The sequence below is a fragment of the Klebsiella sp. F11 genome (assembly GCF_056712265.1).
In genome coordinates, this window is the sequence record NZ_CM160060.1 from 4,835,353 (window position 1) to 4,850,579 (window position 15,227).

Below are 15,227 nucleotides of genomic sequence, written 5' to 3' on the forward strand. Positions count from 1 at the left end.
AAATGTTTAACGCAATACATTACGTTTTTTGATATAAAATATAAGCATGATCAATAGTATTGGCATCAGGGAGTCTGTCAAATGGTACAAGATCCACAATCACTCGCCCCTTTCTTCAGGAACTTCGCGCAGAAAAATAATGAAAACAATGCTGAGTGGGGGTCAGGATATCGTGAGATTGTTGGCCGGGTTCAGCGCGAGAAGCCAGATTTCAGCGATCAAACCATCCTGGACCTTTGGTATACACGCGATAACCGGGTTGCCAGCCTGCGACAAGGTGGCATGTCTCATGAAGAGTTTATACAAGCTAAAGATGACCTCCGCGAGCTCACCAGGCTCATTGCCTCTGGTTGCACACTTGAGGTGTTTGAGCAGGCTCATCAACGCTTACAGTCTCTAAAAGAGCAAGGCAAGCTGAAGAAATTCTACCGTGCACTATGCAGCCGCACCTTTGCAGCCTTCTACCCCTCGCAAATAACCAGCATTATCAACGAAGGAGTCTTTTTCCGCGTTTATAATTATTGCAATAACCACTTCCAGCTAAATCTGCCAAAGGACGGTGAATGGACGCCGTCAAAGTGGTTTAAGCTTAATATCGCCCTTAAAGAAACCCTCCATCGCTACCTCAATAACGACCCGGACGATATTGAACTCAATATGTCGCTTTGGCATCTGTATGAGCTTGAAATTGAAGAAGAGGGCAACAGTGCAGATAGCATTGAGTCATCCATCTTAAGCGATGATGATCGTGGCAATGAACCGAACGATATTCTTCCCGCTAAAAACCTCATACTGTATGGACCACCGGGAACAGGAAAAACCTACAAAACCATTGAAATTGCAGTACGCGCCTGCGAGCCACAAGCCTATGCTCGCCTGGAAGGAAAAGAAAAAACAGAGCGTCGCACCGAGCTTAAAAAGATGTATGACACGCTCATTGACGAAAAGCGCATACGCTTTATCACCTTCCACCAAAGTTTTGGCTATGAAGAGTTCATTGAGGGACTTCGGGCGGAAACCAGTGATGATGGCAATGTTCGCTATGACATAAAACCCGGCGTATTCAAGCAAATTTGCGAAGATGCTTCTTTCGGTAACGCAGGGGCTCAATTGGCCCTTGATGATGCTCTGGAGAAGTTCAAAGCCCAGTGTGCAGAAAAAGACACGATTGTTTTAAAGACAACTAATGGCAGCGTCTTCCGGGTTTCCTATGCCAATAACAGCACATTCCGGGTATTCCCCTCCCAATCCAAAAACGATCAACTTGATAAAGGCTATCCGGCATCGATTGAAAATATTCGTCGTCTTTATCAGGGGGAGAAAGAGAATATTTATAATATTTCCTACGTTCGCGGCATCCTTCAATATCTGATTAAAGAATGGCATCTCCCCGCAACGCCAGAAGCGCCACAAACAAAGAAAAAGCAGAATTACGTCCTGATCATTGATGAAATTAACCGTGGCAATATCTCCAGGATATTTGGCGAGCTCATTACTTTGATTGAAACCTCTAAACGCGTAGGCGAAAGTGAAGCGCTAAGCGTTAGCCTTCCTTACTCATCGCAACCCTTTTCTGTACCTAATAATCTATACATCATAGGTACCATGAATACCGCGGATCGTTCTCTGACCGCATTAGATACCGCCTTGCGTCGGCGCTTCGAATTTCAGCCCCTCATGCCGGATGTATCGGTACTGAACGACACGGTTATCCAGGGAATTAATCTTACGGAATTGCTTACTACGCTGAATGCGAGAATTCAGGCGCTTTATGACAGCGAGCATACCCTCGGACACGCTTTTTTTATGCCGGTCGTACAAGAGAAAGACAATCCCGTTGAAGCGTTTAAAAAATTAAAACGCGTGATGAAGAATAAAATACTCCCGCTACTGGAAGAGTATTTTTATAATGACTGGCAGAAAATTCGTCTGGTGCTCGGTGACAATCAAAAAGCAGAAAAATCACTGCATTTTGTTCGCTCAGTAGAAAACCAGAACGATCTGGCAACGCTTTTCGGCAAAACTGCGATTGATGACCTTCAGGAAGCAGGCATCAGCTATCAATTATGTAAGGACAACGATCCGGTCTGGGATAATGCGCTGGCATACCAGCAAATTTACAATCCGGGCTCTACAGCGGCGGTGCAAGACTGATGGCTGGCAGCACACACTCCATTTTTGAGTACGGTTATCTTGTCAGCGAAGAGGACCGGGGAAAATTCGCGGATGCAGAACCACTCCCTACCGCAGCATTTCGCTGGCTAGAACAACGCTGCCTGAAAGACAATGAGGGTGAGGACCAACGCTTGTTATCTCTGCGCGCCATTGGTGGCGTCAAAGTTATTCAGGTGAAAAATTACGTTGGCATTATTGCTCTGCCTCAACAGCGGCTTATTGAGGTCCTGCCAAAAACGGGTAAGAAGCAAGATAAGCCACTTGAGGCCCGCCAGCGATTATTAATGATGCTGACAACGCTGAAGGATTTTCGCCATATTGAAACCACAGCAGCCAGCATCATGACGTCACGGATGACATTAATGGATATTTTCATCCAACAGTTCATCACGAGCATGGAGGCTATCGTTCGCAAAGGATTAAAACACGATTACCTCCGTCAGCAGGACAACCTTCCCTGGCTAAAAGGTAAATTACTGATAAGCGAGCAGCTCAAAAAAAATAGCGTCCGCCGCGATCGCTTCTATGTGGAATATGATGAATATCGCGTCGAGCGACCAGAAAACCGGCTGTTGAAAACGGCTATTGATAAGGTTTATAGCTACGCGACTAACCCGCAACTTCTACAGGCCCTGAACCGCCTGCAGGCGCTTTTTGAACCCATACCGAAGGTCGATAATATTGATATCGCCTTCAGGCAGATTCATCTGGATCGCCATATGCAGCATTACGAAAAGGCGCTGAACTGGGCAAAGCTAATCTTGCAAGGTAATTCGCCGCATTGTATGCAAGGCCATACAGAAGCCATCTCCCTCTTGTTCCCTATGGAGGCCGTATTTGAAGCCTTTGTGACGACATGGTTCCGTCAGCATTACCACGCTCACTGGCAGGTGAAGCCGCAGTCGAGGTCACATTATCTTGCCCGGTACGACACATCTTCCATGTTTCAGCTCCGCCCGGACATCTGGCTTATACCGCACGATAACTCAGAGAAATCATCTATTATTTGCGACATGAAATGGAAGCTGGTTGAAGCAACCAACAGCAAGTTCAACCTTGCCCAGAGCGATTTATACCAAATGCTGGCCTATGGTGTGAATCATCTGCAAGGCGCAGGGGACATGCTCTTAATTTATCCCCACCATGCCGGATTCAGCGTTCCGCTTGAGCACCCTTTTGAATTCAATCATTCAGGGGGAAAGACGCTACGCCTGTGGGTGGTACCGTTCGAGGTAGGCACCAGCCTGCGAACCTCCAGGTTACTTATGCCGGCAAAGTTTAGCCTGACAGACAGCGGACCTTTGTCGATTTTATCGTTACAATAGCCACTAAATTTTTCCAGAACGAGTCCATCATGGCCAAAGCACCAACTAAAAAAGCCAAAGCAAAGAAAGGCTTTGAAGACACATTATGGGATACCGCGAACCAGCTTCGCGGCAGCGTTGAATCCTCTGAGTACAAACACGTAGTACTGAGCCTCGTGTTCCTGAAATTTATCAGCGATAAGTTTGAAGCCCGCCGTAAAAAGATGGAAGACGAAGGCCAGGGCGATTTCCTCGAAATGGAAGTTTTCTATCAGCAGGACAACATCTTCTATCTGCCGGAAGAGGCGCGCTGGTCATTCATCAAACAGCACGCCAAGCAGGATGATATTGCCGTACGCATTGATACCGCGCTCTCCACCATTGAGAAGCGCAACCCGACGCTGAAAGGCGCACTGCCGGATAACTATACTCAATAAACTTCAAAGTGCAGATTGTTTCAGGGAGCCACATTAAGTCCTGCAGATGAAAATATTTATTTTTGACTTTATTGAGTATTTTAACCTTGGTCTTTATTATCAGCAGCCATTAACTCCAGCAGATTTCCATCAGGATCCCGAAAGAAAACAGATTGTGATGGCTGACCTGAACTCGTTTCACGGGGCACCGGGCCATGGATTATTTCGATATCGTTTTTCTCAAGTAGCTCTAACACGCTGAGAATTGTCCCTCCCCACCGGAAGCATAAATCAGCACTCCCTGGCATTGGCCTTTTAGCTACAAGTTCCACGCCATTCTCAACCTGATGTAAACTCAGGACAATATCACCCAGCGATACCTGCCTTACAAGCAGTTTCCCAAAGGGGGCGTACTCTGCATGAATTTTTGCACCAAACAATTTATCGTAAAAACAGTAAGATACTTCAAGGTCGGCAACAGTTATTGCAACATGATCAATGAGAGTTATTTTGTTCACAGGTGAACACCTTACGCTATACGTCGTTATGTCTCTGACACGGAACTGAGCACCTGAAAATTGTCGTTGATACGACAGCCCAGTTTCTGCCCCAGTTCCGGCAGGGTTCGTTCAAAAAATCCTCTTATCGCGTCCCTGAAGGCTTTCGCTGACGCAAAATACCGGTTATTCCGCACATGCTCATTCATCACCTTCCACAACCGTTCTGTCGGGTTCAGGTTCGGGCTGTACGGCGGCAGATAATGCAGTTCAATATTCATCACGAAGGCCCAGTCCTTAACCAGCGATGCCCGGTGATAAGGCGCACCGTCCAGTATCAGATGCACTTTCTGCGACACCGGATAAGTCTGGCGAACTGCAATAAAAAAACGGCAGATAGCATCCGCATTAATCTGCGGATAATCACGGGTCACCGTCCGGGCCAGGTCGTTCACGCTGAGGGCGCTGATGATGTTCAGGCGGGTCCGGCTCCCGGTGGTTTTCACCGCTTTCAGTTCCCCCTTTCTTATCCAGCCACAGCTCAGCTTCGTTGACTGCGTCGGATGTACCGCATCCATAAACAGAATGGGTTCGCTGTCACCGGCAGCCTGCTTCAGCGCTTCATAATGCGTCATGAACTGCTGCTGTTGTGCCGGGCAGAACTTATGGGGAATACCTGACGGTTTTTTCCAGGTGAACCCGTTGCGGTGAAGCCACTTATTCATACCCGGAATGCTGTAGCGCACACCGAAGCGGTCACGGACAAGCGACACGATACTGGCCGTCGTGATGTGAACAGTGTCAGTCAGAAGCTGACGAAGTTCGGCAGACTCCCCGGGAGTCAGATGCTCCTGCGAACCGCCGTTATCAGAGGTGAGCTTACCGTCGCTGAGATAATCCGATAGATGACGCAGAACCGTGGTCTCATGAATGAGCTGAGACTGCGCAATCATGGCAGGAGACCAGCCCTGAGCAGAAAGCAGCACGCAGCGTATCCGGTCGCAGACACGGCGGTCACGACTCTGCCGGTGCTGAGCCTCAAGGGCGGCAATCTGTGCGGAGGTCAGTTTTACGTTCATGGCCTGAGCATGATCCTCAGCACCGACGAAATCAAGCAGTTTCAATGATCACGGGTATATTTCAGCCGTCAGAATCTGGAAACCAAGAAGCTGGCATCGCTGATCGATACCATCGACAACATTGAAACGTTGGCTCACGAAACCGACGTCGAAGCACTGTCGAAAGAAGACCTGGTCGGTCGCGTGTACGAATACTTCCTCGGCAAGTTTGCTGCTACCGAAGGCAAAGGCGGCGGTGAATTCTATACGCCAAAATGCGTGGTCACGCTGCTGACCGAAATGCTCGAACCCTTCCAGGGCAAAATTTATGACCCCTGCTGTGGCTCGGCAGGGATGTTTGTCCAGTCGGTGAAGTTTGTCGAAAGCCATCAGGGCAAAAGCCGTGATATCGCCCTGTACGGTCAGGAGCTAACGGCCACCACCTACAAGCTGGCGAAGATGAACCTCGCCATTCGCGGCCTGTCCGCCAACCTCGGTGAACGACCGGCGGATACCTTCTTCAGCGACCAGCACCCGGACCTGAAAGCCGACTATATTCTGGCCAACCCGCCGTTTAATCTGAAAGACTGGCGTAACGACGCCGAGCTAACCAAAGATCCGCGCTTTGCAGGCTATCGTACGCCGCCGACCGGTAACGCCAACTACGGCTGGATTTTGCATATGCTCTCCAAGCTGTCGGCCAACGGTACCGCCGGTTTTGTGCTGGCAAACGGCTCGATGAGCTCCAACACCAGCGGCGAAGGCGAGATCCGTGCGCAGATGATCGAAAACGATCTGATTGACTGCATGATCGCCCTGCCCGGCCAGCTGTTCTTCACCACCCAGATCCCGGTGTGCCTGTGGTTTATGACCAGGTCGAAGGCAGCCGATCCGGCCAAAGGCTATCGTAACCGTCAGGGCGAAACGCTGTTTATCGATGCGCGTAACCTCGGCACCATGATCAACCGCACCATCAAAGAGCTGACGGCGGACGACATCGCCACCATCGCCGACACCTACCACGCATGGCGCAGCACACCGGAAGAGCTGGCCGAGCGTATTAAGCGTGGCGACAGCCAGCTGGCGCAGTACGAAGACCTGGCTGGGTTCTGCAAGGTCGCGACTATTGAAGAGATGAAGGCGAACGACTATGTGCTGACGCCGGGCCGCTATGTCGGTGCCGCCGAGCAGGAAGATGACGGCGTGGCGTTTGAAACCAAAATGCGCGAATTGTCGCAGACACTGTTTGCGCAGATGAAGCAGGCGGAAGAACTGGATAACGCGATTCGCCAGAACCTGGAGGCGCTGGGTTATGTGGAGTAAGTGGGAAAACTACAAACTTTCAGATCTTGGAAGTTTTAAGAATGGTGCTAATTATGACAAGGATAGTTATGGAAATGATTATCCTATTATAAGCGTTAAGGATCTTTACAAAGGACGATTTGTTAGTACAGAAAATCTTGATGCTTTAGATACAAAAGCCTTAGCAAGAATCGATGATTACCTAATTAAAAAAGGTGACATTATATTTGCTCGCTCATCGGTCAAACGAGAAGGGGCTGGACAAGTTGCTTATGTTAATGACATTCCCTTAAATTGTATATTCTCAGGATTTACTATTAGATATCGTTTGCATCATGAAGATTTTGCCTTACCTTTATTTTTGGTTTATTTATTTAAGACTCCTATTTACAGAGAAATATTTCAAAGAATAGCAACAGGAACGACAATATCGAACTTGAGCCAACAGGTTTTATCAAACATTAATATTCAATTACCGCCCAAACATCTGCAAAAAAGAATATTATCAGTATTAGATATTATAGATAATAAAATTGAGATTAACATCAAATTGAGTAGTACTTTTTCTGAGTTGAGTACAACCATTTTCCGATCGTGGTTTATAGATTTCGATCCGGTGATTGATAACGCGCTGGACGCGGGAAACTCAATCCCGGAAACGCTACAGTCTCGCGCCGAACTGCGTCAAAAAGTACGCAATAGTGCAGATTTAAAACCACTTCCGGCGGATGTTCGTGCACTGTTCCCGGCTGAATTTGAAGAAACAGAGTTGGGCTGGGTACCTAAAGGTTGGACGCTGGAGTCTGTAGCAAAAGCCATAAATATAAATCCCAGTGTAAAATTACCTCAAAATACAATTGCAAAGTATGTTGACATGAAGTCCTTACCCACTCAAGGGTATTCGATCTCAGAGGTTATTGAAAAACCATATGCTGGCGGAGCCAAGTTTCAAAAAAATGACACATTATTCGCTCGAATTACACCTTGTTTAGAAAATGGTAAAACGGGATTCGTAGATTTCCTAGATGAAAAAGAAATTGCATTTGGTTCTACCGAATTTATTGTGATGCGAGGCAATACAAAAGTACATTATTCGTATGTAGCTTGTTTAGCCCGAGAAAATAATTTCAGGTCACACGCAATACAAAACATGGTCGGCTCATCAGGTCGCCAACGAGTACAGAATAGCTGCTTTGATAGTTTTTATATTGCGATACCGACACCTTCTGTAATGAGTTTATTTGCCGGAAAGGTCAGTAGTTATTTTGATAAAATGTATTCCTGTAATTTGGAAAACAAATCTCTAACCTCCCTCCGCGACACCCTGCTCCCTAAACTTATCTCCGGCGAGCTCTCTCTGGAGGATCTGCCAAATTTAGTAGCCCAAACCGAACCCGCATAATGCATTTCCCCCCTGTAAAATCAGGGGGTTTCTGATAAGGTTTTCTTCTGTTACAGGAATCCTTACCAGAAAACCAGCCAGGGCCGGAGCGAGATATGCATCTCTCATTCAGTGAAGCGAAGTTAGAACAGGCGATAATTGAACTGTTACAGGATCAGGGCTATCAGCACCTGATCGGCAACAATGTGCCGCGTTCCAGTCTCGATCAGGTGATTATCGAAGACGATCTCCGCCACTATCTCGCCGCGCGCTATCAGGCCGACGGTATCACCGAAGAAGAGATCCAGCGTCTGATCAAGCAGTTCACTACGCTGCCCGCCTCCGATCTCTACGAAAGCAATAAAACCTTCTGCGCCTGGTTGGCTAACGGATTCCTGTTTAAACGAGACGATCGCCAGCAGAAAGATCTCTATATCGAACTGCTCGACACCCGGCATCTGCCCACCGCGCTGCGTGAACTGTTTGATACCGAAGACGCGCCGCTACAACAAGCCGCTGAAACGCCAGCAAGCTATCTTATTCAGCCGCTGAACCGCCTTAAAATCGTCAATCAGCTGACCATTACCGGCAAAGAAAACCAGCCGCGTATTCCGGATGCCATTCTGTATATTAACGGCCTGCCGTTAGTGGTGTTTGAATTTAAAAGCGCAGTGCGCGAGCAGGAAGCCAGTATTGGCGATGCCTATAAACAACTCTGCATCCGCTACCGCCGCGATATTCCGCAGCTGTTTGTCTATAACGCGCTGTGCATTATCAGCGACGGCGTCAATAATCGTATGGGTAACCTGTTTGCACCGTACGAGTACTTCTACTCATGGCGTAAAGTCACCGGTAATGAAAATCGCGAGCAGGACGGCATCCCATCCCTGCACTCAATGATTCAGGGACTGTTTCACCCTGTACGCCTGCTGGACGTAATAAAAAACTTTATCTGCTTCCCGGATAAAGCCAAACATGAAGTGAAAATCTGCTGCCGATACCCGCAGTACTATGCGGCCCGCAAGCTGTACTACAGCATTGAGCGGGCGCGTAAACCTTTCGGCGACGGTAAAGGCGGCACCTACTTCGGCGCGACCGGCTGCGGCAAAAGCTACACCATGCAGTTCTTAACTCGCCTGCTGATGAAAAGCGTCGAGTTCGCCAGCCCGACTATCGTGCTGATCACCGACCGCACCGATCTGGATGATCAGCTCTCGGCGCAGATGTGTAATGCCAAAAACTATATCGGCGACGAAACGGTGGTGCCCGTCACCAGCCGCGACGATCTACGGGAAAAACTGGCCGGTCGTAACAGCGGCGGCGTCTTCCTGACCACTATCCATAAATTTACCGAAGACGCCGAACTCCTTTCAGAGCGCAGCAATATCATCTGTATTTCCGACGAAGCGCACCGCAGCCAGGTCAACCTCGATCAGAAGGTGATCGTCGATAAAGAGAGCGGTAAGGTGCGTAAAGCCTGGGGGTTCGCCAAATACCTGCACGATTCGCTGCCGCAAGCCACCTATGTCGGTTTTACCGGCACCCCTATCGACGCCACGATGGGAGTCTTTGGCGACATCGTGGACAGCTATACCATGACCGAATCCGTTCAGGATGAGATCACGGTACGCATTGTCTACGAAGGCCGCGCCGCGAAGGTCATCCTCGATGCCCGTAAACTGGAAGAGGTAGAAAAGTACTACGAAGATTGCGCTAACGCGGGCACCAATGAGTGGCAAATTGACGAAAGCAAAAAAGCCAGTGCCACCATGAACGCCATTCTCGGCGACGACGATCGCCTGGAGGCGCTGGCGGAAGACTTTGCTAAGCACTATGAAAAACGTGTCGCCGAAGGTTCTACGGTGAAAGGCAAGGCGATGTTTGTCTGCGCCAGTCGGGAAATTGCCTGGGATTTCTATCGTCAGTTGAAAGACTTTCGTCCGGCGTGGTTTGAGGCTAAACAGGCCCCGGATGGCGTTGAACTGACCGAGCAGGAAGAGAAAGAGCTGCCGCCGTCCGAAATGGTCAAGATGGTGATGACGCGCGGTAAAGATGATGACGCTAAACTGTACGATTTGCTGGGTAGTAAAGAGTACCGCAAAGAGCTGGATAAACAGTTCAAAAACGCGAAGTCGAATTTCAAAATCGCCATCGTGGTGGACATGTGGCTGACCGGTTTTGACGTCCCGGAGCTGGATACCATCTATATCGATAAGCCGCTACAAAAACACAATCTGATCCAGACCATCTCCCGCGTCAACCGCAAGCTGGAAGGCAAAAGCAAAGGGTTAGTCGTCGACTACATCGGCATTAAGCGTCAGATGAATCAGGCGCTGGCGATGTATTCGCGTATTGATGCCACGAACTTTGAAGATATTCAGCAGTCGGTGATCGAGGTGAAAAATCACCTCGATCTGCTGGCGCAGGTTTTACACGATTTTGACAGCCGGGCTTACTTCACCGGAGAACCGCAGGCGCAGCTGGCGTGCCTGAATCAGGCGGCAGAGTTTGTCATGCGTACCCAGAAGACAGAACGCCGCTTTATGGGGCTGGTGAAGCGCCTGAAGGCCGCCTATGACGTCTGCTGCGGCAGCGAAGCGTTATCTCAGGCGGAGCGCGATCGTATCCATTTCTACCTCGCCGTACGTTCGATCGTCTTCAAGCTGACCAAAGGTGACGCGCCTGATGTGACGCAAATGAACGCCCGCGTACGTGAGATGATTGCCGAGGCGTTAAAAGCCGATGGAGTGGAAGAGCTGTTTTTCCTTGGTGACAAGAAAGCGGAATCGATCGATATCTTTGATGAAGATTATCTGACGCGCATTAATAAGATCAAACTCCCGGCAACAAAGATCCAGCTGCTGCAAAAACTGCTGGAAAAAGCGATAAGCGATTTTAAACAGATCAACCAGCTGCAGGGGATCAACTTCACCCGTCGTTTCCAGTCGATTATGGATAAATATAACGAGCGCCGGGAAGATGATATTCTCAATGGTGAAGAGTTCGATTCCTTCAGCCAGGAGATGACCGATATTATCTACGATATTAAAACCGAAATGGGTACTTACGCCGAGATGGGGATTGATATTGAAGAGAAAGCCTTCTACGACATTCTGGCACATATGCGCGATAAGTATCAGTTCACCTTTGAAGAAGACAAGATGCTGGCGCTGGCGAAAGAGATGAAGGCGGTGGTCGATAACACGTCGAAGTACCCGGATTGGAGCAAGCGCGATGATATTAAAGCGAAACTGAAGGTGGAACTCATTCTGCTGCTGCATAAGCATAAGTTTCCGCCGGTGGCGAACGATGATGTGTATATGGGCGTGCTGGCGCAGGCGGAGAATTTTAAGCAGAATCATATTAACACGGTGCGCTAATTTTATTGCCGGATGGTGCTTCGCTTATCCGGCCTGGTTTATATTTCCCATCAATTTAATGACCAAATAAATCTTTCCAGTAGCATCTTTATTATTGCCTATTTTCAGCTGGCTTTATTTTTATTTACTGGTTAGATTTACAGGTGTTATTTAGCGCAGGACGCCCGTGCAGCAACACGGGCGTCCTGCTTATCACAATCACTATTTCTAGAGGAATAGCCATCATGACTACCCCGCATTCTATTGCAGAATTCACCGATCCTGAAGTCTCCCCGGCGAATAACCGTCATTTAACCGTGAGCTATGCGACGCGTCATCCTGATTACCAGCGTATTCCGGCGTTGACCATGAAGGGTCAGTGGCTGGAGGCAGCGGGTTTTGCCACCGGCACCGAAGTGGATCTTAAGGTGATGAACGGCTGCATCGTGATTACCGCCAGGCAGCCGGAGCCGGAACTCACCGCCTCTCTGCGCCGGGTCGGCAAGCTGTCGGCGCGCAAGCAGAAACAGGTGCAGGTGTTAATCGACGCGATCGCCGGGCAAAAACCTAAGCTGGCATAAGCTCAATCCCCGGTGGCGCTGCGCTTACCGGGGCTACGGGTTCCCGGTCGCCTGCTGACTCGTCGCCCCAACAAGACGCGGCAAACGCCCCCAGTGGGGCAATCTCTATCGCGCGCCGAACGTCGGGAATAGTTACGATTTCTTATTCTGCTCGCGCAGCATGGCTTCCCGCAGAATCGCGTTCAGCCGGGTTTGATAGCCTTTTCCCGGACGCTTAAGCCACTCCATCACATCGGCATCAATCCGCACAGAGGCCTGGGTTTTCAACGGTCGGTAGAATTTACCGCGTACCGCGTCCGGCCACCGTTCATCGCCTGAAGCGGGAATATCGCTGTAATCAATTTCGCCATCTGATTTGTTCGCCAGCGTTCTGAGCTCGTCTTCACGCTGAGCGCTCAGCCTGGCCGGCTTGTCGCGCTGATATTTAACTGTGCTCATAACGGTTCCTCTCTTTGCCGTCCGCCTTCCGGGCGCTGATAATACGAATCACCTCAGCCCCACTTTCAAAACGGACCGAATGCGCCACAAGAATAACGATAATTCCATGAACGAGGCCGATGGTTTGCCATCGATACTCACCGTTTTCATAACGATCCTGGCGGGAAAGGTGCTGCGGATCGTCAAAAACCAGTACCGCCTCCTCGAACCGAATCCCATGTTTTCTTAGATTGCTTGCTGCCTTGTTTGCATCCCATTCAAACTCCATTGGCATAGCATTCATCCCGATTGTATATACAAAAAAGTATAGACAATTATCAGGCAAGTATACTATCAATGTTGGAAAAAACCTCACATTTTCAGGGGCTGATTTGTAAAGGTTATGCCCCATTCACTCGCCATAAAACACCATCCCCTTATACGGCTGCTCGCGGCACGCCGCCAGGCGCTGAGCGAGGCTGCCGACGTGCAGCTCCAGCTTGTGGCCATCCGGGTCGAGGAAATAATACGACGCCCCTTCGCTGCGGTTCACCTTCCATACCGCCACGCCGGCCGTTTCCAGCCGTGCGCTGAACCCGGCGAAATCGGCCTCGGCGACGCTAAACGCGTAGTGGGTGTAGTCGCTCTCCTCCGGCGGGGTAATGCGCCGCTGCGGATCGAGGGACAGGCACAGCCACAGGTCGCCGCAGGAGAGATAGGCGCCGCTATCCCAGCGCGCGTGCAGCCTCATCCCCAGCAGCTGCTGATAAAACGCCACGCTCGGCGCCAGGCTGCTGACCGCCAGGGTCAGGTGATTCAATCCGCTTAACATGGCTTAATCCTCCAGTGAACTCACAATTTGCTGGCGCAGCCAGCGGTGGGCCGGATCGCGGTGCCAGCGCTCGTGCCACAGCATCAGCATATCAAACCCGGCAATTGCCAGCGGCGGCTCGACAATCGTCAGTCCGCTCATTCCGCGCAGCAGCCGCTCCGGCAGCATGGCGACCAGATCGCTGCTGCGCAGCGTCTCCAGCATAAACAGGAAATGTGGCACGGAGAGGACAACCCGCCGCGAAAGCCCAAGGTTGGCCAGCGCGGTATCGGTCGCGGCGCTAAAGCCGCCGCCGTCCGGGGAGACGATGACCTGCTCCAGCTGGCAAAACTGCGCCAGGCTCAACGGCGCCCGCAGCGCCGGATGCCCCGCCCGGCCCGCCAGCACGTAGCGCTCGCTAAACAGCAGCCGCTGATGCAGCTCCTGCGGGACGCCGTCATGGGTATGAAAGAACAGATCGACCTCGTCGCGCTCCGCCTGCTGCAGCAGGCGGGAAGGCTGGAGCTCAAAGAGCGCCATCCGGCTCGACGGGGACGCGCGGCGCAGAATATTCAGCGCCGGCAGCACAATCGCCGAGGCCATATAGTCCGTCGCCGCAATTCGCCAGGTCTGCGTCGCCGTCAGCGGATCGAAGCTGTCGGCGGGGGCGACCGCCAGCTCCAGCGCCAGCAGGGCATCACGCAGCGGCCCGCGCAGCGCATCGGCGCGGGCGGTGGGCAGCATCCCGCGCGGCCCGGGGAGCAACAGCGGGTCGGCAAAAATCTCCCGCAGGCGCGCCAGCTGAATGCTGACCGACGGCTGGGAGAGGTTGAGCCGCTGCGCCGCTCGCGTGACGTTATTTTCACTCAGCAGTACGTCGAGGGTGCGCAGCAGGTTGAGATCCAGTCGATGCAAATTAATCATGGCTATACCTGAAATTTAAGCAATTAATTTCTACTATAACTCCAGGCCGCCTACTCTGCAGCTCTCCATGACTCAGAGGTGATTTTTATGAAAGTACTGCTGATTTACGCCCATCCGGAACCACGCTCCCTAAACGGCGCGCTAAAGGATTTTGCCGTCCAGCATCTGCAAAACGCCGGCCACGAGGTGCAGGTTTCCGATCTCTACGCTATGCGCTGGAAAGCCGGCTTTGATGCCGACGACAGCAGCGCCCCGCCGGTCGGCGACTTCTGGCGCTCGACCCTCGATTCAAAGCAGGCCTTTGAACAGGGCACCCAAAGCGCGGATATCGTTGCGGAACAGGAGAAGCTGCTGTGGGCGGATACGGTGATTTTCCAGTTCCCGCTATGGTGGTTCTCCATGCCCGCCATTATGAAAGGCTGGATCGACCGGGTGTACGCCTACGGTTTCGCCTACGGCGTTGGGGAGCACTGCGACCGCCACTGGGGCGACCGCTACGGCGAAGGCACCCTGGCGGGCAAACGGGCGATGCTGGTGGTCACCACCGGCGGCTGGGAGGAGCACTACGCCCCGCGCGGCATTAACGGACCGATTAACGATATCCTGTTTCCAATCCAGCACGGGATGCTGTTCTATCCCGGCTTCGAGGTGCTGCCGCCGCTGGTGTTCTACCGCACCGAGAAAACGGACGAGCAGCGCTTTGCGCAACAGTGCCGGGAACTCGGGCAGCGGCTGGATACACTGGCGAGCACCGCGCCAATCCCCTTCCGCCGGCAAAACCACGGCGACTATCTGATCCCCTCCCTGACGCTGCGCCCGGAGCTGGCGGCCGGAGAGAGCGGGCTGGCAATCCATCAGCGGGTGGATTAAGCGTATCAAGGCGATGCCCGGCCGCCCGGCGTCGCCGCTCAAACAGGCTGATTTAGTCCCTGACGCGCTGATTTATCCCGAAACCGCTATTTGTTGCGGTCAGAGGCCCGCAACTTCGCTTCCCGTCTCTTT

12 protein-coding genes and 2 pseudogenes are annotated in these 15,227 nt (G+C 51.3%); 8 read left to right on the forward strand and 6 right to left on the reverse strand.

Going from position 1 to position 15,227, the window contains the following annotated elements; all coding sequences use genetic code 11:
* Positions 1–81 precede the first annotated feature (81 nt).
* From AC1M2H_RS23800 to AC1M2H_RS23810, 3 genes and pseudogenes are all read left to right on the forward strand, one after another.
* Positions 82–2,154 (forward strand): McrB family protein, encoded by a 2,073-nt coding sequence (locus AC1M2H_RS23800; RefSeq protein ID WP_480149321.1) that lies wholly within the window; start codon positions 82–84, stop codon positions 2,152–2,154.
* Positions 2,151–3,500 (forward strand): McrC family protein, encoded by a 1,350-nt coding sequence (locus AC1M2H_RS23805; protein ID WP_480152024.1) that lies wholly within the window; start codon positions 2,151–2,153, stop codon positions 3,498–3,500. The genes AC1M2H_RS23800 and AC1M2H_RS23805 overlap by 4 nt, the downstream gene beginning before the upstream one ends.
* Before the next feature lie 29 nt (positions 3,501–3,529).
* Positions 3,530–3,907: pseudogene (locus AC1M2H_RS23810) on the forward strand (type I restriction-modification system subunit M N-terminal domain-containing protein); the annotation flags it as partial.
* An 89-nt stretch (positions 3,908–3,996) separates the two neighbouring features.
* Here AC1M2H_RS23810 and AC1M2H_RS23815 read toward each other — a convergent pair.
* On the reverse strand, positions 3,997–4,413 hold the full coding sequence (locus AC1M2H_RS23815; RefSeq protein ID WP_480147914.1) for a VOC family protein: 417 nt from the start codon (positions 4,411–4,413) through the stop codon (positions 3,997–3,999).
* A gap of 26 nt (positions 4,414–4,439) precedes the next feature.
* Positions 4,440–5,471, reverse strand: coding sequence for an IS630 family transposase (locus tag AC1M2H_RS23820; RefSeq protein ID WP_480151833.1), 1,032 nt, complete (start codon positions 5,469–5,471; stop codon positions 4,440–4,442).
* Positions 5,472–5,528: 57 nt separating this feature from the next.
* Between AC1M2H_RS23820 and AC1M2H_RS23825 the strand changes: the two are divergent.
* The 4 genes and pseudogenes from AC1M2H_RS23825 to symE form a co-directional block, all read left to right on the forward strand.
* Positions 5,529–6,773, forward strand: a pseudogene (locus tag AC1M2H_RS23825) (N-6 DNA methylase); the annotation flags it as partial.
* On the forward strand, positions 6,763–8,154 hold the full coding sequence (locus AC1M2H_RS23830) for a restriction endonuclease subunit S (RefSeq protein WP_480149322.1): 1,392 nt from the start codon (positions 6,763–6,765) through the stop codon (positions 8,152–8,154). The pseudogene AC1M2H_RS23825 and the gene AC1M2H_RS23830, both read left to right, overlap by 11 nt.
* Before the next feature lie 95 nt (positions 8,155–8,249).
* Positions 8,250–11,513 carry a type I restriction endonuclease subunit R gene (locus AC1M2H_RS23835; protein ID WP_480149323.1) on the forward strand — a complete coding sequence of 1,088 codons (3,264 nt, stop codon included), beginning with the start codon at positions 8,250–8,252 and terminating at the stop codon, positions 11,511–11,513.
* Between the two features lie 224 nt (positions 11,514–11,737).
* Entirely contained in the window at positions 11,738–12,073 is a 336-nt protein-coding gene (symE, locus tag AC1M2H_RS23840; RefSeq protein ID WP_234565196.1) for an endoribonuclease SymE, read from the forward strand.
* Between the two features lie 132 nt (positions 12,074–12,205).
* On the opposite strand, the gene AC1M2H_RS23845 is transcribed toward symE, so the two are convergent.
* The 4 genes from AC1M2H_RS23845 to AC1M2H_RS23860 form a co-directional block, all read right to left on the reverse strand.
* Positions 12,206–12,511 carry a BrnA antitoxin family protein gene (locus AC1M2H_RS23845; protein WP_480149324.1) on the reverse strand — a complete coding sequence of 102 codons (306 nt, stop codon included), beginning with the start codon at positions 12,509–12,511 and terminating at the stop codon, positions 12,206–12,208.
* Positions 12,498–12,785 carry a BrnT family toxin gene (locus AC1M2H_RS23850; protein ID WP_480149325.1) on the reverse strand — a complete coding sequence of 96 codons (288 nt, stop codon included), beginning with the start codon at positions 12,783–12,785 and terminating at the stop codon, positions 12,498–12,500. The genes AC1M2H_RS23845 and AC1M2H_RS23850 overlap by 14 nt, the downstream gene beginning before the upstream one ends.
* 117 nt (positions 12,786–12,902) lie before the next feature.
* Positions 12,903–13,322, reverse strand: a complete 420-nt coding sequence (locus AC1M2H_RS23855) for a FosA family fosfomycin resistance glutathione transferase (protein WP_480149326.1) — start codon at positions 13,320–13,322, stop codon at positions 12,903–12,905.
* Between the two features lie 3 nt (positions 13,323–13,325).
* Positions 13,326–14,225 carry a LysR family transcriptional regulator gene (locus AC1M2H_RS23860; RefSeq protein WP_480149327.1) on the reverse strand — a complete coding sequence of 300 codons (900 nt, stop codon included), beginning with the start codon at positions 14,223–14,225 and terminating at the stop codon, positions 13,326–13,328.
* An 87-nt stretch (positions 14,226–14,312) separates the two neighbouring features.
* Here AC1M2H_RS23860 and AC1M2H_RS23865 point away from each other — a divergent pair, with 87 nt between their 5' ends.
* A complete protein-coding gene (locus tag AC1M2H_RS23865) occupies positions 14,313–15,095 on the forward strand; it encodes an NAD(P)H-dependent oxidoreductase (RefSeq protein ID WP_480149328.1) in 783 nt (260 codons plus the stop codon).
* The last annotated feature ends 132 nt before the right edge of the window (positions 15,096–15,227 follow it).

Coding starts and splice junctions, on each gene's coding strand:
- AC1M2H_RS23800 (WP_480149321.1), top strand. CDS start 82: ATGGTACAAGATCCACAATCACTCGCCCCTTTCTTCAGGAACTTCGCG.
- AC1M2H_RS23820 (WP_480151833.1), bottom strand. CDS start 5,471: ATGAACGTAAAACTGACCTCCGCACAGATTGCCGCCCTTGAGGCTCAG.
- AC1M2H_RS23830 (WP_480149322.1), top strand. CDS start 6,763: ATGTGGAGTAAGTGGGAAAACTACAAACTTTCAGATCTTGGAAGTTTT.
- AC1M2H_RS23835 (WP_480149323.1), top strand. CDS start 8,250: ATGCATCTCTCATTCAGTGAAGCGAAGTTAGAACAGGCGATAATTGAA.
- symE (WP_234565196.1), top strand. CDS start 11,738: ATGACTACCCCGCATTCTATTGCAGAATTCACCGATCCTGAAGTCTCC.
- AC1M2H_RS23845 (WP_480149324.1), bottom strand. CDS start 12,511: ATGAGCACAGTTAAATATCAGCGCGACAAGCCGGCCAGGCTGAGCGCT.
- AC1M2H_RS23850 (WP_480149325.1), bottom strand. CDS start 12,785: ATGCCAATGGAGTTTGAATGGGATGCAAACAAGGCAGCAAGCAATCTA.
- AC1M2H_RS23855 (WP_480149326.1), bottom strand. CDS start 13,322: ATGTTAAGCGGATTGAATCACCTGACCCTGGCGGTCAGCAGCCTGGCG.
- AC1M2H_RS23860 (WP_480149327.1), bottom strand. CDS start 14,225: ATGATTAATTTGCATCGACTGGATCTCAACCTGCTGCGCACCCTCGAC.
- AC1M2H_RS23865 (WP_480149328.1), top strand. CDS start 14,313: ATGAAAGTACTGCTGATTTACGCCCATCCGGAACCACGCTCCCTAAAC.